The sequence below is a fragment of the Micromonospora sp. NPDC049240 genome (genome assembly GCF_040647835.1).
Lineage (GTDB): Bacteria > Actinomycetota > Actinomycetes > Mycobacteriales > Micromonosporaceae > Micromonospora.
Window position 1 is genome coordinate 320200 of the sequence record NZ_JBEZCX010000006.1, and the last position, 25400, is coordinate 345599.

Below are 25400 nucleotides of genomic sequence, written 5' to 3' on the forward strand. Positions count from 1 at the left end.
CCGGGAACGAATCCCGGCCCGGCCCTTTCCGTGGGTCAGAAGCTCGGCGCCGCGGTCGGCGCCTTCAGCGTGCCGAGGTACTTGTGCCACAGGTGGTCGGGGTTGCCCTCCACCGTGGTCAGCACCTCGCGCATGGCGGCCAGCGCCTTGGGCTCCTCCCCGTCGTAGACATCGCCCTGCAGCATCTTCAGCACGTCGAGGCGGTAGCGCGGGTCCTGGACGAACGCGGTGAAGAGCACGTTCAGCCGGTAGTAGATGGAGATGAACTCGTACCAGTACTTCACGGCGCGGCGCAGCTTGTTCTCGTACGTGGCGAAACGCTCCTTGCCGAAGTCACCCGCCTTGTGCGCGGCGATGATGTCCTGCGCCGCGATGCGGGCGCTGTTCAGCGCCACGCTGACGCCGCTGGAGAAGATCGGATCGACGAACCGGGCCGCGTCGCCGACCAGCACGTAACGGTCACCGCAGATCTGCTTCATGGAGTAGCTGTAGTCGCCCTCGGTCTTGAACGGCCGGACCTGCTGCGCGTTCTTCAGCGCGTCGTGCAGGTCAGGCCGGCTGGCCACCATGTCCCAGAAGAAGCCGTCCTGGTCGCCGCCGAACTCGCGGAAGCGACTCTTCTGGCTGACCACGCCGACGCTGGTGACCTTGTCGGTGATCGGGATCTGCCAGACCCAGCTGTCCTTGACCTGCAGGAAGTGCACGAAGATGTGGTCCGCCTGCGCCTCGGTGGGCGCGAGGGCCCGGCGGTCCAGCCCTTCGAACCAGCTGTGCACGGCGTACTGGTCGAAGACCGGATCCGCGACCTTCGTGCGCAGCTGCCGGCCGAGCATCGTCTGCCGGCCCGACGCGTCGACCACCATCCGGGCGGTGTACGTCAACCGGCGCGGGCCGGCGCCGCACTCGACCGAGACCAGCTCCGGGTCGTCGAAGTTCACCCGGTGTACCCGCATGCCGTTGAAGACGGTCGCGCCGCTCTCCTGCGCGTGCTTGAGCAGAATGGCGTCGAACCGCCCCCGGTCGACGTGGAACGTGTAGTCGCGGTCCACGCCCGGCTGGTTGCGCTCGACGAACTGGACGTCGGCGGTCCAGCCGTGGCTGAGCCCGTCGTGTCCGAGCAACGGGATGTATCCCGAGAGCCCCGACGTCCACGAGGCGCCGTACTTCTTCGGGAAGTCCGCCTCGTCGATCCGGCCGATCGCGCCGATCTCGACGAGCACCGGCGTGGTGGCGGGGACGAGCGACTCACCGACGTGCTCGCGCGGGAAGACGGCGCCCTCGATGACGGCGACCGAGATGCCGGCCTGAGCCAGGTAGGAGGCCATCGTGGAGCCCGCGGGCCCGCCGCCGACGACCACGACGTCGTAGTCGGCGGTCACCGCCGGCCTCCCGTCGCCGGAACCGGGTCGGCCTCGTCGAGCAGAGCGGCGATCGAGCGTACGTCCGCGAAGTTCGCGGCGTCGATCTTCTCGAGCGGCACGAGCAGGCCGAGACGGTCCCGGATGAAGGTCATGAGGATCGCGATCCGCAGCGAGTCGAGCACCCCGGACGTCATCAGCGGAGTGGTCTCGGTGATCGGGCCGTCGTCCACGGCGTCGGGGAACTGCTCCCGCAGGAACGCGAGGATCGCCGGCTGATAGGTGTTCTCGGACATCAGAAGCCTTTCTTTGCTGGGTACGGTCCGGTTACGCGTCGGAACTGCTGGCCACGACCTCCTCATCGGACATGCCGGCGATCTCCGCGGTGACGGCCTGCTCGACCGCCGCGGCGATCTCGGCGACCGTGTCCCCGTCGAAGATCGTTCGCATCGACAGGGGAACGTCGAACGCCGCCTGGATCGCGGCGATGACCCGGATCGCGAGGATCGAGTTGCCGCCCGCGGCGAAGAAGTGGGTGCCGGCGTCGACCGGCACGCCGAGGTGCTCGGCGAAGATCTCGGCGATGCGCTCCTGCACGACGCCGCTGACCGAGACGCTCGGTGCCGCCTCGCGCGGCGCGGTCGCCGGCGGCAGCGCGCCGCGGTCCAGCTTGCCGTTGGCGGTCAGCGGCAGCCCGGCCAGCGGCACGAAGGCGGCGGGCACGAGGTAGGCAGGCAGCCGCTCGGCGCAGAAGGCCGCGAGGTCCGCCGGTACGGTCGCGGGATCGGCCGGGACGACATACGCGACGAGCGCGGCGGCCTCGCCCGTGCCGTCCACCACGACGGCAGCGGTGCGTACCGCCGGGTGATCGCGCAGGACCGCGGCCACCTCGCCCGGTTCGATCCGGTACCCGCGCACCTTGACCTGCTCGTCCCGCCGGCCGAGGAACTCGATCGTGCCGCCGGGCAGCAACCGGACCAGGTCGCCGGTGCGGTAGATCCGCGAGCCGGGCGGCCCGGACGGGTCCGGCAGGAACCGCTCGGCGGTCGCCGCCGGCCGCCCGGCATAGCCGCGGGCCACGCCGGCGCCGCCGACGTGCAGCTCACCGACCACCCCGATCGGCTGAGGCGCCAGCCGATCGTCGAGCACGTGCAGGGTGACGCCGGGGAGCGGGCGGCCGATCGGCACGCGTTCACCGCGGACGGGCGCGGTCACCGGATGGATGCTGGCGCCGACGGTCGTCTCGGTCGGGCCGTACTCGTTGATCAGATTCTCCGGGCCAAGCGCGGCGGCCCACGCGTCGGCGAGCGGGACCGGCAACTCCTCGCCGGCGACCACGATCGTCGCGGCCAGCGCCGACATCTGCCCGGCGTCGAGCTGGTGGCGGAGGATGTCGAGGTAGCCAGGGGTCAGCTTGATGAAGGAGAACGCCCCCGCGGCCAGCAGCCGGCCGCCCAGCTCGGTCAGGTCGAGGTCCTGCGGCAGCAGCCGGACGGCCTGCCCGGCCAGCAGCGGCGCCCACAGGTTCGGCACCACCAGGTCGAAGGCGACCGAGAGGAACACCGGCGCGCCGCCCGTGCCGCGGGAAGCGAGGTCCTGCACCGCCCAGTTGACGTGCCCGGCCAGACCGGAGTGGGTGACCTGGACCCCCTTGGGCGAACCGGTCGACCCGGAGGTGTAGATGACGTAGGCGAGCGCCTCGACAGCCGTGTTCCGCTCCGGGCGCCGCGCGTCGGCGGCGTCGATCACGGCGGCGTCCCGGTCCACCGCGACCACGGCGACGTCGGTCAGGCTCTCGCCGAGCCGGTCCAGGTGGGACTGGGCGGTGACCAGCAGCCGGGCGCCCGCGTCGGCGAGCACCAGCCCGGCCCGGGCCGCCGGCGTCTGCGGATCGAGCGGCAGGTACGCCGCGCCGGCCTTCCAGATCCCCAGCAGCGCCACCGGCAGCGCCGGACCGCGGTCGAGCAGGACACCCACGGTGGACTCCGGCCCGGCGCCCGCAGACCGCAGGTGGTGCGCGAACCGGTTGGCGGCCGCGTCCAGCTCCGCGTACGTCAGCTCATCCTGGTCGGTGACGACCGCGACGGCCCGGGGCGTGGCCGCCGCCTGCCGCTCGAAGCCGTCGAGCACCGTGGCGTCGCCGGTCCGCGCCGGAACCGACCGGTACCCGGTCAGCAGTTCCCGCTCGCCGGCCGGCAGGAAGTCCAGCTCCGACAGGCGACCGCCGGGGTGCGCGCAGATCGCGGACACCAGCTCGGTCAGGTGCCCGGCCATCCGCTCGATCGTTGCCCGCTCGAACAGCGACGTGGCGTACTCCAGCAGGCCGACCATCGCGCCGTCCGGCTGCGGCCGGACGTAGAGCGTGAGGTCGGTCTTGGCGACCCGGGAGGCGTGCACCAGCGTGTCCAGGTCCGCCTCGTCCTCGGGGGCGCCCGAGAGTTCGGCGCCGTGGAAGTCGAACGCCACCTGGTACAGCGGGGTTCGGGACGAGTCGCGCGGCGGCGCGAGATCGGCGACCAGTTCGTCGAAGGGCAGGCTCTGGTGCGAGAGCGCCTGCTTGCAGACGTCCCGCACCCGCTCCAGCGCCTCGGCGACCGTCATCGCGCCGTCGAGCCGGCAGCGCAGCACCACGCTGTTGAGGAAGAACCCGACCACGTTCTCGGTCTCCGGCCGGCTGCGGCCGGCGACCGGTGCGCCCACCACGACGTCCCACTGGCCGGTGTAGCGGGCCAGCAGCACGGCAAAGGCGGTCAGCATGGTCATGAACGCCGTGGCGTCGCTGTCGCGGCCCAGCTCGGTCATCGACCGGGCGAGCGGCTCGGGGATCGCGAACGGGACGACGGCGCCGGCGCTGTCGCGGACGGCCGGGCGGAGCCGGTCGGTGCGCAGCTCGGTGGCCGCGGCCCCGGCCAGGTCCGCGCGCCAGTGGTCCAGGTCCGCGCGGCGCGCCGGCGCGTCGGCGGCGGCGCGTTCCCAGGCGGCGAAGTCGGCGTACTGGATCGGCGGCTCGGGCAGGTCCGCGCCGCGGCCGGCCAGCAGCTCGTCGAACTCGCGGGTCAGGATCGCGGACGACCAGCCGTCGCTCGCGATGTGGTGCACGAGCAGCACGAGGGTCCGTGAGCCGTCCGGGACGGTCTGCGGGTCGGTGTGCAGCAGCGCCCGCACGAGGTGGCCACGTTCCAGGTCGAAGCCCGCACCGGTGGCGTCGGCGAGAACGTCGCCGAGCTCCGCGCGGGGCACGGCGACGGTCCGCAGCGGGACCGGGCGCGGCTCCTGTACGTACTGCTTCGGCTCGCCGTCGACGACGGCGTACCGGGTGCGCAGCGACTCGTGCCGGGCGGCCAGCGCGTCGAGCGCCTGCCGCACCGCCGACTCGGGTACGCCGGCCGGGACCGTCAGGAAGACGCCCGAGACCCACTCCCGGCTGCCCGGGTCGAGGCGGTCCAGCAGCCAGATCCGTTGCTGGCCGGCGGAGAGCGGCAGGCCGCCCTCGCGCGGCGCCCGCTCGATCCGGTGGTGGTCGTGGCGGGCGGCCTCGACCAGCTCGGCGTGCCGGGTCACGGTCGCCGGCGACAGCAACGCGTCCAGCGCGATCGTGCGGCCGTACGCCGAGCGCAGGCGGTTGGCCAGCTGCACCAGTTGAAGTGAGGAGCCGCCCAGCCGGAAGAAGTCGTCGTCGCGCTCGACCCGGTCGACGCCCAGCACCTCGCGCCACAGGCCGGCGATTCGCGCCTCCTCCGGCGACGCGGGCGCGCCGGAGGTCGCCCCGGACCCGGCGCCGGGTACGGGCAGTGCCCTGCGGTCGACCTTGCCGCTCGACGTGCTCGGCAGGGCGTCCATCGGCACGATCGCGGCCGGCAGGTGGGTGGCGGGCAGCCGCGTCGCCAGGAAGCCCGACAGCGTCGTCAGGTCGGCTCCGGGCGCGGCGACCGCATAGGCCGCGAGCCGCATCGCGCCACTCGACGCCCGATACGCCGAGACCGCCGCCGCCCGTACCGCTGGGTGGTCCAGCATCGCGGCCTCGACCTCGCCGGGTTCGATCCGCACGCCGTTGATCTTGAGCTGGTCGTCGAGGCGACCGGTGAACTCGAGAGCGCCGTCCGCGCGGCGGCGCACCCGGTCACCGGTGCGGTAGAGCCGGGCGCCGTCGCCGGTGGGGTCGGGCACGAATCGCTCGGCGGTCAGCGCCGGGTCGTTGAGGTATCCGTGCGCCAGGCCGACGCCACCGAGGAGCAGCTCGCCCTCGTCGCCGTCCAGGACGGTGCGGATGCCCTCGATGGCCCGCCCGATCGCCACCGGCCCGGACCGTTGCAGCGGGTCCGCCTCCTGCGCCACGGCTTCGATCGAGCACTCCGTCGGGCCGTACGTGTTCCAGACGGTGACCGACTCGGTGTTGTCCTCGACCTCCGCCAGGAAGTCCTGCACCAGCTCGGCCGTCAGCTGCTCGCCGCCGCTGGACAGCAGCCGCAGCCCGGTGCAGCGATCCCAGCCCGTCTCGTGCACGAGCGCGCGCAGCAGGGACGGCACCACCTGCAGCACGGTGACGCCGTGCTCGGCGACCAGGCGCACGAGCGACGCCGGGTCGCGCTCCGCGCCGTCGGGCGCCACCACCACCGTGCCGCCGGCGCGCAGGACCGCGAAGATCTCCCAGCCCGCCGCGTCGAAGGTGACAGGCGTCTTGAAGAGCACCCGGTCGGCGGCGCCGAACCCGTGGCAGCGGACCCGCCAGGCGAGCTGGTTGTCAAAACCGGCATGCGGGATCACCACGCCCTTCGGGCGGCCGGTGGATCCCGAGGTGAAGAGGACGTAGGCGGCCGAGTCCCGGTCGATCGGGCGGAGGGCAGGTTCGGCCGGGCGGTGCGCGGACGTGGCGAGGGCGTCGTCGAGCACGACGGCGCGGGCACCGGCGGCCACCACGGGCGCCTGCGTGTCCGCCTCGGTCAGGGCGAACCGGGCGCCGCTGCCGGCCAGCAGGCCGCGGAGGCGCTGCGCCGGATGGTCGGGCGCGAGCGGGAGATAGGCCCCGCCGGCCCGCCAGATCGCAAGCAGGGCGATCACCAGCTCCGCGCGGCGGCGCAGGAGCACACCGACCGGCTCACCGGGCCGCAGCCCCTGCTCCACCAGGAGTCCCGCCAGGCGGTCGGCGCTGCTGTTGAGTTCGGCGTAGGTGACCTCCCGGTCGCCGTCGGCCAACGCCACCGCGTCGGGTCGCGTCGCGGCGTGCCGGGCCACCAGCGCCGAGGTCGGTACGGCTTCGGTTGTCATGTCGATCTCCTCGCGTCGTCGCGGGTCAGCCGAGGGGGGTGAACGTGATCGGCAGCCGCTGCAGGAACCGGAAGTTGACGCTCTCCAGCCAGTCCGGCTCGACGTCGACGGTGTGCAGGTCGCCGGCCCGGCGCAGCAGGGCAGCGATGCCGATCTCGATTTCGGTCACGGCCAGGGCGGCACCGAGGCAGTAGTGGATCCCGTACCCGAAGGACAGCTGGTCGGTCGCGTGGCGGGCCACGTCGAGCCGGTCCGGGTCGGGGTAGCGCTCAGGATCTCGGTTGCCCGCGCCGAGTACGAGCGTGACCGTGTCGCCCCGCTTGATGTGCCGCCCGCCGATCTCCAGGTCGTCGAGCGCCACCCGGGAGGTGAACTGCACCGAGCCGTCGTAACGCAGGAACTCGTACGCGGCGCCGTTCGCCAGCTCTGGCCGTTCACGCAGCAGCGACTGCTGGTCCGGTTGCTGGATGAGGGCCAGCACCGCGTTGCCGATCACGTGCGTGGTGGTGGCCTGCCCGGCGTCGATGAGCAGCAGGAAGTTGGCGAAGACCTCGTCGTCGGTGTAGTCCGCCTCGTCGAGCTGTCCCGCGATCATCCGGCTGAACAGGTCGTCGGCGGTGCCGGCCCGGCGCGCCGCGGTCTGCCGGTCGAAGACGGCCCGCAGGTCGTTGATGCGCGGCACGGCCCGGCGCGACTGCGTGAAGAACTCGTGCAGCAGGCCGGGCCAGTCGCTCAGCAGGTGCAGCGCATCGTCCGGCACCCCGGCCAGCCTGCCGACGACGCGGCGGGTGAGCGGTTCCGAGAAGTCGCGGATGACGTCCATCCGCCCGCTGCCGGCCACCTGGTCGAGCAGGTCGTCGGCGATCTCCTGGACGAGTGGCCGCAGCTCGCGGATGAAGCGCGGGGTCAGGCCCGGCTTGATGAGCCGCCGCAGCCGGGTGTGCCGAGGCGGCTCGTTGAACAGCATCATGTCGGCGAGCGCCGTCTTGAGCGGCTTCATCTCGGTACGCGCGCTGGCCGGCAGCTGCTCGTAGAACGACTCGACGCGCGCGCCCGTGAGCCGCTCGTCCTTGGAGAGCTGAACGATCTCTGCGTAGCCGAGGACCAGCCAGGTCCGCATCCATTCGTCCCACACCACGACGCCGTCGGTCCGCATCGCGCGATACAGCGCGTACGGGTCGAGTTTCCATTGCGGGTCGTAGAGGGCCAGCAGGCTCGGCGGCCGCGTCCCGGCGGAGGTGTCAGTCACCTCTCCAAGCGTCCGGAGCGGACTATATTTCTCCGGTACCGAAGCTATCGCGCCCCCGCGACGGTGGTCGCGGGGGCGCGGGTCGGCTCAGTGTGCCCGGGTCAGTGGGCGTGCGCGTAGACCTCCGGCTCGGCCTGGTCGGTCTTCAGCTCCCGTTCCCGGGAAAGGCTCCGGCGCGACCAGGCGCGGTCACCCAGCAGCGCCAGCGCGGCCGGCAACAGCACACCGCGCACCACCGTCGCGTCGATCAGGATCGCCACCGCCATGCCGACACCCAGCATCTTGTACTCGATGGCGGAGAGCGTCACGAAGACCGAGAATACGCCGATCATGATGGCGGCGGCGCTGGTCACCACGCCGGCGCTCGCACCGACACCGCCCACGGTCGCCGTGCGGACGTCAGCACCGGCCGCCCGGCGCTCACGGACCCGGCTCAGGATGAAGATGTGGTAGTCCATGCTCAGCCCGAACAGCAGCACGAAGATGAAGAGCGGCAGCCAGTCGGTGATGCCGCCGTACGCCGTGAAGCCCAGCAGGCCGCTCAGATGCCCGTCCTGGAACACCCAGGTGAGCACGCCGTAGGCCGCGCCGATCGAGAGCAGGTTGAGCACGATCGAGGCGACCGGCAGCCACCAGGACCGGAACGCGAGGCTCAGCAGGACGAACGCGAGCAGCAGCACGAAGGCGAACACGTAGATCATTCGTTGCCGTACCTGCTGGGTGAAGTCGTACGCGAACGCCGTCTTGCCGGCCACCGCGAACTTCGCACCGGGCACCTTGCCGAACGTCGCGGGCAGCACCTCCTGCCGCAGTTCGCGCAGTGCCTGGTTGGACCGTTGGTCGGTGCCGTTGCCGTCGAGCGGGACCCGGACCACCAGCGCCTCACCCACCCGCATCACCGACACCGGTTCGTGCAGCAGTCCTCCGCTGGCGCCGATCCGCCGGCGCAGCTCGTCGGTCGCGGCCGTCATCTGCGGGCTTGCGGCGTCGGCTCCCCAGACGACCACCTGCTCCGGTGCGGCCGCTCCGGGGAACGCGGCCTGCATCCGGACCGCACCGTCGACGGCGGGCACACTGCGCGGCAGGCTGTTCGTCGGCCCGGCGTCCTGGAGCCGCATGTCGAGCGCCGGCACCATCAGGCCCACCAGCACGAGGACCGCGACCGTGCCCCAGAGCAGAGGGCGGCGTACGACGTTGCGGGCCACGGCCGTCCAGAAGCGCGACTCCCGCGCGACCGTGCGCCGGCGGCCGAGCCACGGCACCCGCGCCCGGTCCACGCGATGGCCGAGGATGGCCAGCAGTGCGGGCAGCGCGGTCACCGAGCCGATGACGGCGAGACCGACCACGGTGATCGTGCCCATGGTGAGGCCGCGGAAGTTGTCGAGGCCGGTCATCCAGAGGCCGCCGACACAGAGCATGACGGTCAGCCCGGAGATGACCACGACACGTCCCGAGGTGCGGGCGGCGATCTCCAGTGCGGCGCCGGTCTCCCTGCCGGCGGCCCGCTCCTCCCGTTCCCGGCGCAGGTAGAACAACGAGTAGTCGACGCTCACGGCCACGCCGATCAGCAGGATCATCGACGAGGTGGCGCTGTTGATCGGGACCACCAGGTCGACCACCGACAGCACGCTCATGGCGGCGGCCACGGTGGTCGCGGCGAGCAGCAGCGGGATGCCGGCGGCGATCAGCGACCCGAACACGACCAGCAGGATCAGGATCGTCAGCGGCAGCGACGTGGTCTCGGCGGTCTTGAAGTCCTTCTTGATGGCGTCGTCCACCGTGGCGGAGAGACTCCGGTCGCCCGCCTGGTCGATGCGCACGCCGGTGTGCGTGGCCGCGACGGCGCTGACCGCGTCGGTCGCCTTCTGGTAGTTGTCGAGCATCGCCTCGTCGGGCCCGGCGACGACGAAGGTGACCAGGCCGGACCGGCCGTCCGCGGACACCTGTCCGGGTGCGGCCGGGTCCAGCGGTGACCGGACGTCGGACACCGCGGACGGCATCTCACGCAGCTCGTCGACCACGTCGGCCGCGGCCGCCCGCGCCTCGGGGTCCGACGCGAACCCTGAGCTACCCGGCCCGCTCGGAGAAATGAGCACGTTCTCCCGGATGGGCAGGTACTCCGGCTGGTCGCGCAGAGCCTGCTGGGCCACCCCGGACTCGCCGGGATCATGAGCCGGTGCGCCGTTGCCGCTGATCAGCGAGCTGCCGAGGACGGTGGCCACGACCAGGACGAGCCAGCCGACCAGCACCGGCCATCGATGGCGCACCGACCAGCTCGCGACGCGCTCGGCGAACGGCTTCCGGACGTCTCCAGTTTGGATGGACACAGAGACAATTCCCCTCTTGAAAAAGACGGCGTTTCTCTGTCGTGCCTCCGAGCGCCGGGCCCGTGCACCACGAGCGCTACTCGACGTCCTTGAGGATGCGCTCGATGGCGGCCAGACGCTCCTCCAGGCCCGCCATTCGGGTGTCGATCCCGGTGAGCTTTCCCTCCACCGCCTCCTCAGCGGCCGTGGAACGCTTCGCCAACTCGCGATAGTCGTTGTCGCGAGCAATGGCAGCCTTGGCGCGCAGCGTCTTGGCGACCTCGCGGATCACCAGGGCAAGAACGGTGATCACCAGGGCGAAGAGCCCGATGGCTCCGATGACTTCCTGCCAGGCCAATGCGTCCATGCCAGCATTCCCCTTTTACCGCTGCGACTGTCATTTGGTGAGTGTCCGCACCGCGTCCGCGATGGATTCCGGCGTCAGGGTCAGCGCGAAGTCACGGACCTCGTAGAACTTCATCGCCTTGCCGTCCTCGGAGAACTCGAGCTGCGAGTCCACAAGGCCCGCCGCCTCCAGCTTGCGCAGGTGGACCTGCAGCAACGCCCGGCTGATGCCCAACTCGCGGGCCAGCTGACTGACATAGTTGCGCCGCTTCGCGAGCACCCCTATGACCCGCATGCGATGCGGGTTTGCCAGCGTCGCCAGCGTTTCGACGAGTTCGTCACCGTTCACCGTAGCGGGCTCCACGTGACCTCCTGCATGTGCATAAAAAACTTAGCACATGCCTAACCAGGCAACAACCGGACCCGGCGCGGACCGCTCACCGCGGCTCAGCCGTGCAACTGGCGCAGGTACTCGTACGTGCTCGGCAGCGTGTCCAGCAGCTCCCGCTGCTTCCGCTTGATCTCGGCGAAGATGGGTTCGGCCCGCTGCATCGCGCCGTCGCGGTAGGTGAGCGCCGGCAGCGGGTGCTCCGGAAGCACGTCGAGACCCGCGAAGACGCAGTAGTAGCTGCTGTTGGTCCAGTAGTTGCGGAACTCCGCCTCGAAGTTGGCGTAGTAGGTCGACTCGTCGGTGATCGGCATGTTGATCGCCAGCCCGGCACGGTACTGAGCGATCTTCCGCTTGATGTCGTCGGCCAGGACCAGTTCCTTGCAGGCCCGCCAGAAAGGGGTGTCCCGGCGCGGGGAGAGGCTGAAGTGGGCCTGCAGGAAGTCGCGCGAGTCGTCGAACATGTGCTCGATCTCGTCGTTGAACGAATCCCGCAGCGCCGGGTCGAAATTGCGGTCGGGGAAGAACTTGCCCAACTGGTAGAGCGCGGCGGTGATGAAGTAGATGCCCGTCGACTCCAGCGGCTCGAGAAAGCACGAGGAGAGCCCGATGCTGACCACGTTGCGCACCCAGGCCCGGCGGTTGCGGCCCACCCGGAACGTGATGTGGTTCAGCGGCTGCGTCTCCGGGTCCAGCCCCCACAACTCGCAGAACTGCCGGGTGGCGGTGTCCTGATCGGCGAACCGGCTGGAGTAGACGTACCCGGTGCCGAAGCGGCCCAGCATCGGAATCTTCCACGTCCAGCCCGACGGCATGGCGATCGAGGAGGTGAACGGCTCGACGCCGTCGGCCTCGTCGTCGTGCGGCACCGCCGTGGCGACCGCCCGGTCGTTCAGCAGGTTGTCGCTCATGTCCAGGAACGGCTCGCGCATCACCTTGTTGATCAGCAGGCTGCGGAAGCCGGTGCAGTCGACGAACAGGTCGCCGTCGACGGTCCGGCCCGACTTCAGCCGCAGCGAGGTGATGTGGCCGCGCTGGTCGACCTCCGCGTCGACCATCTCGTCCTCGATGTGGATCGCACCCTGCTTCTCGGTGGCGAACCGTCGTAGGAACGCCGCGACGAGGCTGGCGTCGAAGTGCCAGGCGTAGTTCGTCCACTTGGTCCCGTCGGCGAACCGCGGAGCCAGGTTGGCGTCCAACACCGGCGACTCGCGGTAGCAGGCGTAGTCGAACGGCTCATCCGTCTCACCAGCGACACGCTTCGCCGCCCAGTAGTGCGACAGCGGCAGGTTCTCCGAGTTCGGCAGGATCCCGAACAGGTGGTAGAAGTGGTCGCTGTAGCCGTTGAGCTGCCGCGGCTTCGGGGAACCGGCGCCGGGCGTACGCCAGTTGACGAATTTGATCCCCATCTTGAAGCTGGCGTTGCACTCACGCATCCAGTCCTCCTCGGCCAGACCGAGGAAGTCGAAGAAGGTCTTGTGCAGGTTCGGCACGGTCGCCTCGCCCACGCCGATACTCGGGATGGACGGCGCCTCGACGACCGTGATCCGGACGTGCGGCCCGAGCGCCCGGCCGAGGTAGGAGGCCGACATCCAGCCGGCCGTCCCGCCGCCGAGGACGACGACACTTCTGAGCCTGTTGTCTTCCATTCGCATGGCACCCTTCGGATCGGATCCGTGTCCCGGGTGGGGACGGATCGTGGCCTGCCGCGCGGCGAATCCGCGCCGACGCCACTGTCGCGAAGGGCCTTGATAGGCGGCCTATATTCCAGCTATCCGGGCGAATCCCGGACAGGATGACGGCCCGGCACGCCGAAGCGCACCGGGCCGTCGTGCGGAAGGTCAGACGGCAACCGGCTCCCGGCGCTCGACCTTCCGCCGGGCGCCGACACCGAGCCGCGGGGGGTCGGCTGCGGCGGCGGCGCGTCGGGCGGCACGACGGGCCCGGACCTGGAGGACGACGGCGATCGCCGCACCCAGGACGATGCCCGGAATCGCACCGATGAGGGGACGATCGGCGAAGGCCATGCCGCCGAGCCGTCCGAGGCCGTTCATGTAGAGCGACCACAGCACGCCGGCGAGCACGCTCACCGGCAGGAACCGGCGCAGCGGGAACCCCATCGAGCCGGCCGCCAGCGTGGCGGCCGTGCGCCCGCCGGGCAGGAAGTGGCCGACCAGCAGCGCCACGCCGCCACGCCGCTCCACCGCGCGTTCCGCGCGGGCGAGCGCCGCACCGAGGGCGCCGGTGCGACTCCGGCGGAGCCGCCCGAGCGTGCTACGGCCCAGCAGGTAGGCCAGGTAGTCGGCCGCCACCGAGCCTGCGGCGGCTGCCACCAGCAGGCCGACCGGGTGCGGCTGGCCCGCGACGGCGAGCGCGCTCAGGCAGATCGTCAGCGAGTCGGACGGCAGGGCGGGGAAGACACCGTCGACCGTGACCACGAGTGCGGTGAGAACGTAGATCCACGGCGATCCGGCCAGGTGCATCAGGTGCGCAAGCATCGTTCCACCTCCTGTCCGATCACGGCAGGCGCCGCCTTGGTGATGTGCAAAACCAGACTTGCACATGCCGATCGGAGTTAACAAGAGCGACGCCCCGGAGATTGACCCTGACGTTTCTCGGCGTCGATCTGCCGACGGTCAGGGGGATTCGGCGGTCACCAGGTGATCCGCCAGCTCATCGAGCCGCGGATGGCGGTACAGCTCCCTCAGTGGGAGGCGTGGCAGCCCTCGCTCGCGCATGAGGGACGCGATGCGGACCGCGTACAGCGAGTTGCCGCCCAGCTCGAAGAAGTTGTCCGAGCCGTCCACCGGCACGCCGAGCACGTCCTGCCAGACGGCGGCCATCGCCCCCGCCAGACCCCCGTCGGCAGCGACCGCCGGCGCGGACGCGGGTGCAGGCGGTCGGCCGACGGCGGGCGCCGGCAGCCGGTTGCGGTCCAGCTTGCCGTTGACGGTCAGCGGCAAGGACTCCACCGCCGTCACCGTCGCGGGCACCATGTACTCCGGAAGCATCCGGGCCGCCCGCTCCCGGACTCCCGCCACGCCTTCCCCGCGCGGCACGACGTAGGCGTCCAGGCGCTGCTCGGCGGCGTCGCCGTTACGGCCGCCACCGACCACGACGGCGGCTGCGGTGACGGCCGGGTCGGCGAGCAGCACCGTACGGATCTCGTCCAGCTCGATCCGGAAACCCCGGATCTTGACCTGGCTGTCGATCCGCCCGAGATGCTCCAGGCTGCCGTCGGCGCGCAGCCGACCACGGTCGCCGCTGCGGTACATCCGGCCGCCGGACCACGGATCGGGAACGAAGCGCTGCGCCGTCAGGGCGGGCTTGCCCAGATAGCCGGCCGCCACTCCCCGGCCGCCGACGCAGATCTCGCCCGGCGCCCCGATCGGCTGCAGGCGGCCCCGCTCGTCGATGACCCGCAATGACCAGCCGGGCAGTGCGCGCCCCACCGAGCGCGACCCGGCCAGCGCGTCGCCGCGGGTCACCGTGTGCTCGGTGACGTGCACCGTCGTCTCGGTAATGCCGAACATGTTCACCGCACGGCACGCCGGCTCGGGGTAGCGGTCGTGCCACCGCAGCAGCAGCCGCGCGTCCAGCGGCTCACCGCCGAAGATCACCAGGCGAACCGCGAGCCGCCGGTCGGCCCGCGCGTCCTCCGCGACCAGCTGCGCGAAGGCCGACGGCGTCTGGTTCAGGACGGTCACCCGTTCCTGGGCGAGCAGAGCGTGGAAGTCCTCCACCGATCGCGACGTCCAGTACGGCACGACGACCAGCCGGCCGCCGGTCAGCAGGGCGGCCCAGATCTCCCAGACGGAGAAGTCGAACGCGCCGGAGTGGAAGAACGTCCACACGTCGGCCGTCCCCAGCCCGAAGTTCCCGCGGGTGGCGGCGACCAGCGCCGTGACGTTCTCGTGCGGGACCACCACGCCCTTCGGGCGCCCGGTGGAACCCGAGGTGTAGATGACGTACGCGGGTGCGCCGTGGTCCCGGTGCGGGACGAGCCCGTCCGCCTCCCCCGCCGCCAGGTCGGCGGTGGTCAGGACCGGCGGGAGGCCGGGTCCGTCGAGCACGCCCCCGTCCGCGACGATCAGGACCAGGCCCGCGTCCCGCACGGTGTACTCCAGCCGGGCCCGTGGGTAGGCGGGGTCCATCGGGACGTAGACGGCGCCCGCGCGGACCGCGGCGAGCATGGTGACGACCAGGTGCGACGAACGCTCGAGGCAGATGCCCACCCGGTCGCCGGGCCGTACGCCTGCCGACCGCAGCTCCGCGGCGAACCGGCCGGCCCGCTGGTCCACCTCGCGGTACGTCAGCGTGTGCCCGTCACAGGTCAGCGCGGGCGCCTCCGGGTGCAGCGCGACCCGGGCCGTGAAGAGCTCGTCGAGATGGGCGCGCGATCCGGGCGGCTCGGGCGTCTCACCGAGGGCGGCCACCCGCGCGCACTCGTGCTCGTCGAGCAACTCGACGTCGCCGGGCTCCGCGGCCGGGCCGCCCAGTTGGGCGTGCACGTGGGCGACGTGGGTGGCGAACCGGCGGGCCGACGCGCCGTCCACCGCGTGCTCCTGATGATGCAGCTCCAGGAAGCGCTCGTCGGCGCCGCGCCGGACGAGGAAGGTGAGTGGGAACGGCGCCGCCGGGCCGGGACGGTAACGGGCGTCGAACTCGCCGAGCAGGACTGCGGCGTACGGGTCCTTGTCGCCGCCCGTGACGAACGGTCCGGGGGCCTGCGGTGCCCGGCCCAGCGTCACGACGGCGGGACAGCGCTCGTCGTCGTAGCGGGCGAGGACGGCGGCGACCGCGTCGGCGAGCAGGCCATCGGTCGGTCCGGGGCCGAGCGGCACGCGGACCACCCCCGTACGCCCGTGCGCCGCGGGGTCGGGCACCGCCCAGTCGAACGGGGACGCCCCGGGCGCGGGCAGCGGCACGGGCGCGGCAGAGCGCGACTCGGGCCCGCTGCGGTGGCCGAGCACGACGTCGGCGACGAACGCGAGCGAGGCCGCGTCCACCGCGGAACGGTCGGCCACGAGGATCAGCTCGGCCGCACCGCCTGGGTAGGTCAGCACCACGGCCCGCAGCGGATCGGCCGGGTGCGCCAGCTCGGCCCGCCGCCGCCGGTCGGCGAGATCCGATCCCACGGGCGCGGGCACGCGGTCGACCCACAGGCGCGGGCTTCGCGGGCCCGGCCACCAGACCGCGGCCGCCTCCTGAAAACGCCGTTCGAGATCGGCCGGGTCGCCTGGGGCGGCGACGCACCAGCCGTGGTTTCCGGACAACACGGTCAATCTCCCTCGCACTCAGCGGGCAGTGAAACCGCCGTCGACGGTCAGCACGCTTCCGGTGACCTGGCGGGCGCCGTCACCGGCGAGCCAGAGCACCGCACCGGCCACGTCGTCCGGCTCGATCAGGGTGTTCATCGGCTGGTCGCGGACGAACGTCTCCTCGTGCTCGGCGACCGGCACCTCCAGCGACCGCGCGATCTCGGCAAGCATCCGGCCCTCGACCCGCGGGTCGTCGCGGACCGAGCCGGGGCACACCGCGTTCACCCGCATCCGGTACGGCGCGTAGTCGAGCGCGGCGGCCCGAGTCAGTCCGATCAGGCCGTGCTTGGCCGCGACGTACCCGGCGAAGTGGCGATAGCCGACCAGGCCGGCGGTGGAGGAGACGTTCACGATGCTGCCGGAGCGCCTGCGCATCATCAGGCCACCGACGGCGTGGATCGTGCGCCAGGCGCCGCTGAGGTCGACGTCGAGCATCAGCTCCCACTGCTCCTCGTCGATGTCGTGGACCGCCCGGCCGGACGGCGCGGCGATGCCCGCGTTGTTGACCAGGACGTCGATCGTGCCGAACCGCTGCGTGGCGGCGTCGACGGACTCCTCGATCGCGCGCAGGTCCCGCACGTCGGCCTGCCGCGCCAGCACCGCGGCGCCGGCGTCGCGGCAGAGCGCGGCGGTGTGCTCCAGCTGGCTGGGCGAGGCCATCGGGTACGGCACCCCGGGCAGGTCCCGCGCGACGTCGAGCAGGACCAGGTCGGCGCCGGCACCAGCCAGCGCCACCGCGATGGCCCGGCCCAGGCCACGCCCGGCCCCGGTCACCATCGCGGTTCGGCCGGTCAGGTCGTTGGCGATCGTCGGCGCGGCGGTCATGACATCCCCGGCCGGGCGAACAGGCTGCCGTCGATCAGCCGCAACAGCGCGCGCTCGCCGCCGGGCTCGGTCAGGTACATGTGACCGCCGGGCAGCTCGGCGCTGGTGAAGGCGGCGGTCGTGGTGTCCGCCCACTGGCCGCACTCGGCCGGCGTGACCAGGTCGTCGCCGTCGCCGCGCACGGCCGTCACGGGCGTCCGCAGCGGCGGTCCCGGCGGCGGGCGGTAGCCCTCGTGCATCGCGACGTCCGCGCGCAGCATCGGCAGGATCATCTCGCGCATCTCCGGGTCGTCCATCGCCGGATGGCGGTAGCCGGCCAGGCGGCGGACGGCGGCCAGGAACGCGTCGTCGTCCAGCCCGGCGGCCGGATTCTCGCGTACGGTCCCCGGGCCGGGCGATCCACTGACGACCAGCCCGGCGATCGGGCCACCGGCGGACATCCGCCGCGCCAGCTCGTACCCGAGGACGGCGCCGAGGCTGTGCCCGAAGATCACGATTCGCCCGGCGTCGTCCAGCCGCGGACGCAGCCAGGCGTGCGCCTCGTCGACCGCGGCGGCGACGGTCGTGTGCGGCTCGTCGTCCAGCCGCTCCTCGCGGCCGGGCAACTGGACCGCCAGCACCCGCCAGTCGGCGGGCGCGGCGGACTGCCACTTCTTGAAGAATGACGCGCCCGACCCGGCGAAGGGCAGGCAGATCAGCGTGACCGACGGCACGGTGGTCTCCTCAGCTCGGCTGGTGGACAGGGTCGACCACGTCGCCGCGGAACAGCCCGGAATCTTCGGGAACCTCGGCCGGGTCGTCACCGAGGAGGCGGATCCGGTTGCGCTCGTCGACGAAGACCACGCGCGGCCGTGCCGTGCGCACCTCGGCCTCGGTGTACATCCCGTACGCGATGATGATCACCAGGTCGCCGGGGCTGATCAGCCGTGCCGCGGCGCCGTTGATACCGATCATTCCGGTCCCGCGCGCGCCCTCGATGACGTACGTCGAGAGCCGGTTCCCGTTGTCGACGTCGACGATGTCCACCTTCTCGTCGACGGCCAGGCCGGCCGCGTCCATGAGGTCGCGATCGACGGTCAGTGACCCGACGTAGTGCAGGTCGGCCTGGGTCACCGTAGCGCGGTGGATCTTCGACTTCAGCAGCGTCGTAAACATGATTCGTCCCTCGACAGTCGTCAGTCGCCATGTGCACGCCACCGTCGGTCGATCTCCGATATTGCGCCTATATGCCGCCTATCACGGCAGCCACCATCCGTGGCCGCCGCGCCGCCGCCCGGCCGTCCGTAGCTGGCGTATAGGCGGAATATCGGCGGGCCCGCAGGATCGCTAGCAATGACACCCGTCCGGTGAAGGAGGCCGTCGTGGCCGACGAACGCGAAGACAACCAGCGGTACAAGGTCGTGCTCAACGATGAGGAGCAGTACTCGATCTGGCCGGCCGACCGGGACGTCCCCGCCGGCTGGCGCGGCGACGGCGTCGAGGGCACCCGTGACGAGTGCCTGAAGCACATCGGCGAGGTGTGGACCGACATGCGCCCGCTGAGCCTGCGCCGCCGGATGGCGGAGACGGCGAGCTGAGCGGCGCCGCCGGATGGCGGTGTGCCCCACGGGCACACCGCCATTCGCGCGTGCACCCCGGGATCATGCCTGGGTGAGCAGCTCCACCAGCTCCTGCGGTAGGTCGTTGAGGTAGAAGTGCCCACCCGGCATGCTGCGCGCCACGAAGCCGGAAACCGTGTGCGCGCGCCAGCGCCGCATGTCCTCGACCGTGGCGGACTCGTCAAGCGAACCGGCGACGGCGACGATCGGGCAGCCGAGCGGCGGACCCTGCCGGTACTCGTAGCTGCGGATGGACCGCAGGTCGGCCCGCAGGGTCGGCAGCAACAGGTGCCAGACGTCCTCGTTCTCCAGCACCACCGTGCCGGTGCCGCCCAGGTCGCGGACGAACTCGCGGATGCCCTCGTCGTCCAGCAGCGGCTTGCGGGCCACCACGTCGGAGGGTGCCTTGCAGGCCGACACGATGAGCCGCGCCAGCGGCGCCGGAAACCGCGGGCGTAGCCGGCGGGCCACCTCGAAGGCGACCATGGCGCCCATGCTGTGACCGAACAGGGCGGTGTCGCGGCGGATGCCCGGCCCGATCGCCTCGACGATCTGGTCGGCGAGCGCGGCGATCCCGACGGGCATCTCGGCACCCAACCGGTCCTGTCGCCCGGGGTACTGCACGGCCGCCACCTCGACGTCCGGCGGGGCGGCCAGGGCCAGCGGCCGGAACGCGGCGGCCGTGCCGCCCGCGTGCGGGAAGCAGATCAGCCGTCGCGTCGCGGCCGGCCGCGGGTCGAATATCCGCAGCCATTCGCGCGTCGCGGACGTGCGGTCATCCACGGTCGTCATCCAGGCCTCCTCGAGATGTGCGCGCGCTGCGCACGGCGGGGCTGAGTACGGCGGCCACCGCGAGGGCGAGCATCACCCCGCTGATCCCCGCCACCGCGGCCGCGGTCGGCACGGCGGCCAGCAGGAAGCCGGCCCCGAGCGCGCCGAGCGAGTTGGCGCCGGAGCCGAGCAGCCCGGCCACGCTGCCGACCCGGCCCTGCAGGGCATCCGGCGTGATGCTCAGCTGGTAGGTGCCGGCCACGACGTTGAGCAGCGCACCCAGCATGGTGGTCGACGCGAAGAGCAGCGCCAGCAGCGGGATCGGCGGGCCGAGCGAGATCAGGAACATCAACACGGCCCACGCGACCAGCACCGAGACCAGCACGGTGACCAGGTCCAGCCGGCGGTTGACGGCGGACCCGGCCAACGCGCCGAACACGCCACAGATCCCGGAGACGGCACCGATCACGCCGATCACGGCAGGCGAGCTGCCGGCGTCGCGCACCATCACGAGCAGCGCCAGCGACAGTATCTGGAACAGGATGTTCGTCACCGCCACCAAGCCCAGCGCGCTGCGCAGAAACCTCTGGCGCAGCACCCAGGAGATGCCCTCGGTCAGGTCCCGGCGCAGGTTGCGTGCGGTGCTCGCGCGCTCCTGCTGGAAGCTGCCCCGGACGAACAGCAGACTGCCCAGCGCGAGCAGGTGGCTGAGAGCCGCGAACAGGAACGGCGCCGCGCGCAGCAGCACGAACAGCGACGAGCTCAGCGGCTGCCCGATCAGCCCGGCGGCGCGGGTACGCGCCTCGTTCTGCGACATCGCGGAGCTGAGCTGCGGCGCGGGCACCACGTTGCTGACCGCGGCCCGCTCGGCGAGCCGGTAGACGATCGCCGCGGTGCCCTCGACGAAGGCGGCCGCCATGAGCAGCGGCAGCCAGAGCGCGCCGAGGGCGACCGCGACGCCGACGGCGCCGACCGCGGCCAGTGCGGCCACGTTGCACCAGATCATCGTGCGGCGGCGGTCCCACCTGTCGACCATGACCCCGGCCGGCAGCTGCACCAGCAGCATGGGCAGCAGCCCGGCGAACCCGGTCCAGCCGGCCGACACGGTCGAACGGCCCGCGAACACCAGCAGCAGCGGGAAGCCGACGGTGGCGACGGTGCCGCCCAGGCTGGTCAGCCCGGCGCCGATCCAGAGGGCCAGGAAGTCCCGGTTGCGGCGCAGCGGCACGACGGGCGTGTCGGTCAGTGCGGTCATCGCGACTGCCCGCCGTCCACGCCGGCGACGAGCCGCTTCGCCACGGCGGCGCCGGCGTCGGAGTTGGTCAGCACGACCACCCCGGAACCCCGCCTCAGCCGGCACAGCGAGATCGCGTGGTAGCCGTCGGCCGAGCCACCGTGGCCGTACCCGAATTCGGTGGCGCTCTCGTCGACGACCGTGCCCAGCCCGTACGCGCTGTCCGGATGCTGAACGGTCAGCAGCTCGCCGGCCGCCGGCCGGGACAGCAGCGCCTGCGGGCGACCCAGGTGCGCGCGGCGTATCTCCAGCGCCAGCCGGGCCAGGTCGGCCGCCGTGGTCCACAGGCCACCCGCGGCCATGTCCGGCCAGCGCAGCCAGCCGCCGTCGAGCGGCCGGCCGTCCGCGGTGTGCCCGGTGGCGACCGAACCCGCGTACCGTTCGGGGAACTCCTGGCCGAAGTCGCTGGCCGCCATCCCCACCGGGTCGAGCACCAGCTCCCGCATGAGGTCGGCGAGCGGCGTGCCGGTGACGTCGGTGAGCACCTGCTCGACCACCCAGTAGTGCGCGTTCGCCTTCTCGAAGGCGTCGCCGGGCGAGCCGTGGACTCGGAAGTCCGGCCCGCGGAGCAGGTCGGTCACGGCGGGCAGCCCGCCCTCCCGCGGGTGGCCCGGCGCCGGGGCCGGCGCGATGCCGGACCGGTGCGCGAGCAGGTGCCGCAGCGTGATCGGGGAGCCCGGCGGCAGGAAGTCGCCGCGCAGGTAATCGCGCACCGGCCGGTCGAGGTCGAGCACGCCGCGGTCGGCCAGGCGCAGCACCCCGAACGCGGTGACGTGCTTGCTCAACGAGCCGGCCTGGAACAGGGTGTCCGCGGTCACCGGCTCCGGCCGTCCGGCCGTCAGCAGGCCCTCGGCGTGCAGGTCGACCAGCTCGCCGTCGCGCAGCACCGCCACGCTCACGCCGGGAACCTCCGGTGTGGTGAGCGGGTCGTTCCAGGCGGCGGACACGGGCCCGACCTCCGCCCGGACCGGCTCCGCGGTCGCGGCGACGGCGCGCAGGCTGTCGTCGGCGTAGACCTGGACCAGCGAGAGCGCCAGTCCGTCGGCAGCCGCCGCCGAGATCAGCCGGAAGACGACAAGCGAATTGCCGCCCAGCTCGAAGAAGCGGTCGTCGCGGCCGATCGGGTCGACGCCGAGGACCTGTGACCACAGCTCGGCCATGCGCCGCTCGGCCGCCGAGCGCGGTGGCACGTACGGCCGGTGCGCGAGCGCGGCGCCGTCCGGGTCGGGCAACGCGGCCCGGTCCAGCTTCCCGTTGTGGGTGAGCGGGATGGCGGGAACCGAGACGTACGCGGACGGCACCATGTACTCCGGCAGCCGCCGAGCCAGCCACTCCCGCAGGTGCAGCCCGCTCACCGGCTCGCCGGCCGGCACCAGGTACGCGGTCAGCCGGTCGCCGCGCAGCAGCACGCGCGCCTCGCTCACCTCCGGGTGGTCGCTGAGCACCGACTCGATCTCGCCCGGCTCGACCCGGTTGCCGCGCACCTTGACCTGCTCGTCGAGGCGGCCGAGGTGCTCGAGCGTGCCGTCCGGCAGCACCGTGGCGAGATCGCCGGTGCGGTACAGCCGGGTGCCGGGGGCGCCGAACGGGTCGGGGACGAAGCGGTCAGCGGTCAGTCCGGGACGGTCGAGGTAGCCGCGGGCGATCGACTCGCCGCCCAGGAACAGTTCGCCCGGCACGCCGACCGGCAGCGGGTCCAGCCGCTCGTCGAGCACGTACGCGCTGGTCCCCAGCATCGGCCGGCCGATCGGGACCGTGTCGCCGCCCCGCCAGCCGGTCAGGACGTGCTCGGTGCTCGCCACGGTCGCCTCGGTCGGCCCGTACGAGTTGATGACCCGGCCGTCGCCGAACGCGCCGTACAGCCGCGCCGCCGCCGCACCGCGGAACGCCTCGCCGCCCAGCGACAGCCGGTCGGTGACCGCCTCGAACTGTTCGTCGGTCAGCTGACCGGCCAGCAGGTCGAACAGGCTGGGCGTCAGGTCGACGAGGTCGAACGGCCCGTGCCGCAGCAGCCACTCACCCAGCCGCCCCAGGTCGAGGTCCTGCGGCGCGAGGTGCACCGGCAGGCCGTCGGAGAGCGTGATGAACAGCGAGGTCACCGACACGTCGAAGGAGATCGAGCAGAACAGCGCGCTGCCCGCCCGCCGGCCGCCGCCGAGGTACTGCGGCCGGGCCCAGCGCAGGTAGTTGGCGAGCGCACCGTGGCTGATCTGCACGCCCTTGGGCACACCCGTCGAGCCGGAGGTGAAGATGACGTACGCGGTCAGATCCGGGTCGTCCATCCGCGGCGGCCGCCCGGCGGGGGCGCCGTCGAACGCGGCGGCGTCGCTGTCCAGCAGGACGCCGCGGCTGGCGAGATCCGGGTCCGCCGCGATGATCCCCGCGAGCGCCGCCTCCGAGACGATCACCTCGGGGTCGGCGGTACGCAGCAGGTCCCGCAGCCGCTGCGGCGGGTTCGCCGGGTCGAGCGGCACGTACGCGCCGCCGGCCTTCCACACGCCGAGCATGGTGGCGACCAGGTCGGGGCCGCGGCGCAGCAGCACCGCCACGCGCGACTCCGCCGTGACGCCACGGCTGCGCAGGTACTGCCCGATCCGGTCGGCGCGGGCGTCCAGCTCGGCGAAGCTGAGGCGCCCGTCGTCGGTGACGACGGCCAGGGCGTGCGGCGTCCGGGCCGCGTGCTCCTCGATCTGGTGGAGCGCGGTGGTCCCGGCGGGGCCGGCCGGCGCGGTGCCCTGGGCGAGCAGCCAGTCCCGTTCGCCCACGGGCAGGTGCACGCGGTCGGCGCGGGTGCCGGCGGCCATCGCCTCGAGCACCGCCCGGTACATCGCGATCACCCGCTCGCCGTGCTCGCGGTCGAGCACCGCGTCGTCGGCCTGGAGGACCAGGCGCTCGTCGCTCGCGGTGACGGCGTACGGGAACTCGTTCCGGCTGAAGCCGCCGCCGTCCGTGGTCGGTGGGCGCCGGCCCGCGGGGGTGTCGAACTCCTCGTAGCTGAAGAAGGTGTGCAGCAGCCGCCCGCCGTCGGTGAGTTCCACCTGCATCGCCGGCATCGGGAAGTTCCGGTGCGGCCACATCTCCAGCTCGCGGTCGAAGGTGCGGCGCACCTCGTCCGCCCAGTCGGCGGCGGCCGGGTCGACCGGGAACGGCACCGTGTTGAGGTGCGAGCCGTACACCAGCTCGGCGCCCGCGGCCTCCGGGCGGCAGTGCACCACCAGGCCGGTGTGGAACCGGCGCTCGGGGCTGAGCTGCCGCAGTACGGCGAGGTGCGCCGCCAGCAGCACGCTCTTGATCGGCGCGCCGGCCCGGGAGGCGAGTTCCCGCAGCGGGCCGGCGAGGTCGCCGAACTCGAGGTCGAACCGGTGGGAGCCGGCTCCGCTGCCGCCCAGCCCGGCCGGCAACACCAGTGGCCCACGCCCGGTGACCAGGTGACGCCAGTACTCGCGGTCCTCCGGCGAGGCCAGCGCGCGTACCTCGGCGGCGATGGTGTCGGCGAAGCGCACCGCCGGCCGTGGCCGCTCCGGCGGCTCCTGCCCGGCGCGGATCGCCCGGTACGTGTCGAGCAGGTCGGCACGGAGCCGGCTGAACGTCCAACCGTCCACGATCAGATGGGACTGGGTGATGAAGAGCGTCCATTCGCCGCCGGGCAGCAGGTGCACCCGGATCCGCAGCAGGGGTGCGCACTCGTGCGGCAACGGTGTGCGGCTCTCCTCGTCGAGCGCGTCACGCAGGGCCCGCTCGCATCCGTCCGCCGATTCGCCACGCAGGTCGGCAACCCGCACCGGCAGCGCCGCGGCGGCGTGCACCACCTGTAGCGGAACCGTGTAACCGGTCAGGTCGACCGAGGTGCGCAGCACGTCGTGCCGGGCGACCAGTTCGTCCACGGTGCGCTGAAGCGCGTCGGCCGAGAACGGTTCCGTCGCCGGGATGCGCGCGGTGGCGACCCGATGGTAGTTGAGCGGCCCGGCCGACGCCGTCATCTCCACCAGCATGCCGAGCTGGTTCTGCGACAGCGGGTAGGCGTCGGCCGCATCCGCCGGAAGCCTGGTCCGGTCCTCGTCACCGATCAGCGCGAACGGCTCGACGCCGGACTCGGTGGCGTGGCCGCCCGCGGTCAGCCGCTCGGCGAGGGCGGTCACCGTGCGGCCGGAGAGCACGTCCCGGGCGGTGACGGCGAGGCCGTCCTCGCGGAGGCGGCCGGCGACGGCCACGGCGCGGATGGAGTCGCCGCCGAGTTCGAAGAAGCTGTCCCGGATGCCGACCCGGTCCACACCGAGCACATCGGCCCACACCACGCACAGCCGCTCCTGCACCACGTTCTCCGGCGCCACATAGCCGACCTGACCGAACGCCCGACCATCCGGCTCCGGCAACGCCCGCTTGTCGAGCTTCCCGTTCGCCGTCAACGGCAACCGATCCAACACCACGAACGCCGCCGGCACCATGTACTCCGGCAACGACACCGCCAACGCCCGCCGCAACGACGCCACATCCAACCGCGCACCCGCCACCGGCACCACATAGGCCACCAGCCGAGCCTCCACCCCACCACCACGCAGCAACACCACCGCGTCCCGCACACCGACACAACCCGACAACACCACCGTGATCTCACCCAACTCGATCCGATAACCACGCACCTTCACCTGGTCATCAGCCCGACCCACAAAATCCAGACTC

General features: G+C 72.3%; 17 protein-coding genes. 1 reads left to right on the forward strand and 16 read right to left on the reverse strand.

Annotation, left to right across the window (positions count from 1 at the left end):
• Nucleotides 1-35: 35 nt before the first annotated feature.
• The 13 genes from AB0B02_RS11815 to panD form a co-directional block, all read right to left on the reverse strand.
• On the reverse strand, nt 36-1379 hold the full coding sequence (locus tag AB0B02_RS11815; RefSeq protein WP_357299574.1) for an NAD(P)/FAD-dependent oxidoreductase: 1344 nt from the start codon (nt 1377-1379) through the stop codon (nt 36-38).
• The gene (locus tag AB0B02_RS11820) at nt 1376-1654 is read right to left on the reverse strand and encodes a hypothetical protein (protein ID WP_357299577.1); all 279 of its coding nucleotides are present in this window, start codon (nt 1652-1654) and stop codon (nt 1376-1378) included. The genes AB0B02_RS11815 and AB0B02_RS11820 overlap by 4 nt, the downstream gene beginning before the upstream one ends.
• 31 nt (nt 1655-1685) lie before the next feature.
• Nucleotides 1686-6623 carry an amino acid adenylation domain-containing protein gene (locus AB0B02_RS11825; protein ID WP_357299580.1) on the reverse strand — a complete coding sequence of 1646 codons (4938 nt, stop codon included), beginning with the start codon at nt 6621-6623 and terminating at the stop codon, nt 1686-1688.
• A 25-nt stretch (nt 6624-6648) separates the two neighbouring features.
• Nucleotides 6649-7872 (reverse strand): cytochrome P450, encoded by a 1224-nt coding sequence (locus AB0B02_RS11830; protein ID WP_357299583.1) that lies wholly within the window; start codon nt 7870-7872, stop codon nt 6649-6651.
• 101 nt (nt 7873-7973) lie between these two features.
• Nucleotides 7974-10199 (reverse strand): MMPL family transporter, encoded by a 2226-nt coding sequence (locus AB0B02_RS11835; protein ID WP_357299587.1) that lies wholly within the window; start codon nt 10197-10199, stop codon nt 7974-7976.
• Nucleotides 10200-10275: 76 nt separating this feature from the next.
• A complete protein-coding gene (locus tag AB0B02_RS11840) occupies nt 10276-10545 on the reverse strand; it encodes a hypothetical protein (RefSeq protein ID WP_281939256.1) in 270 nt (89 codons plus the stop codon).
• Nucleotides 10546-10575: 30 nt separating this feature from the next.
• Nucleotides 10576-10887 (reverse strand): winged helix-turn-helix domain-containing protein, encoded by a 312-nt coding sequence (locus tag AB0B02_RS11845; protein WP_281939255.1) that lies wholly within the window; start codon nt 10885-10887, stop codon nt 10576-10578.
• Between the two features lie 83 nt (nt 10888-10970).
• On the reverse strand, nt 10971-12560 hold the full coding sequence (locus AB0B02_RS11850; protein WP_281939254.1) for a tryptophan halogenase family protein: 1590 nt from the start codon (nt 12558-12560) through the stop codon (nt 10971-10973).
• A gap of 192 nt (nt 12561-12752) precedes the next feature.
• Entirely contained in the window at nt 12753-13409 is a 657-nt protein-coding gene (locus AB0B02_RS11855; RefSeq protein ID WP_281939252.1) for a VTT domain-containing protein, read from the reverse strand.
• A 138-nt stretch (nt 13410-13547) separates the two neighbouring features.
• On the reverse strand, nt 13548-16061 hold the full coding sequence (locus AB0B02_RS11860; protein ID WP_357299593.1) for an amino acid adenylation domain-containing protein: 2514 nt from the start codon (nt 16059-16061) through the stop codon (nt 13548-13550).
• A gap of 147 nt (nt 16062-16208) precedes the next feature.
• On the reverse strand, nt 16209-17057 hold the full coding sequence (locus AB0B02_RS11865; RefSeq protein WP_281939248.1) for an SDR family oxidoreductase: 849 nt from the start codon (nt 17055-17057) through the stop codon (nt 16209-16211).
• Entirely contained in the window at nt 17054-17770 is a 717-nt protein-coding gene (locus AB0B02_RS11870) for an alpha/beta fold hydrolase (RefSeq protein ID WP_281939246.1), read from the reverse strand. The genes AB0B02_RS11865 and AB0B02_RS11870 overlap by 4 nt, the downstream gene beginning before the upstream one ends.
• Before the next feature lie 10 nt (nt 17771-17780).
• The gene (panD, locus tag AB0B02_RS11875; RefSeq protein WP_281939234.1) at nt 17781-18212 is read right to left on the reverse strand and encodes an aspartate 1-decarboxylase; all 432 of its coding nucleotides are present in this window, start codon (nt 18210-18212) and stop codon (nt 17781-17783) included.
• 206 nt (nt 18213-18418) lie between these two features.
• Between panD and AB0B02_RS11880 the strand changes: the two genes are divergently transcribed.
• Nucleotides 18419-18634: an MbtH family NRPS accessory protein gene (locus AB0B02_RS11880; protein ID WP_281939232.1), complete on the forward strand. Its 216-nt coding sequence runs from the start codon at nt 18419-18421 to the stop codon at nt 18632-18634.
• 63 nt (nt 18635-18697) lie between these two features.
• Here the strand turns inward: AB0B02_RS11880 and AB0B02_RS11885 are convergent, their stop codons facing one another.
• From AB0B02_RS11885 to AB0B02_RS11895, 3 genes are read right to left on the reverse strand one after another with little or no spacing between them, the layout of a single operon-like run.
• Entirely contained in the window at nt 18698-19447 is a 750-nt protein-coding gene (locus tag AB0B02_RS11885; protein ID WP_281939230.1) for an alpha/beta fold hydrolase, read from the reverse strand.
• Nucleotides 19431-20681: an MFS transporter gene (locus AB0B02_RS11890; protein WP_281939228.1), complete on the reverse strand. Its 1251-nt coding sequence runs from the start codon at nt 20679-20681 to the stop codon at nt 19431-19433. Before AB0B02_RS11890 ends, AB0B02_RS11885 begins: the two co-directional genes overlap by 17 nt.
• The gene (locus AB0B02_RS11895; RefSeq protein ID WP_357299600.1) at nt 20678-25387 is read right to left on the reverse strand and encodes an amino acid adenylation domain-containing protein; all 4710 of its coding nucleotides are present in this window, start codon (nt 25385-25387) and stop codon (nt 20678-20680) included. The genes AB0B02_RS11890 and AB0B02_RS11895 overlap by 4 nt, the downstream gene beginning before the upstream one ends.
• Nucleotides 25388-25400: the final 13 nt, after the last annotated feature.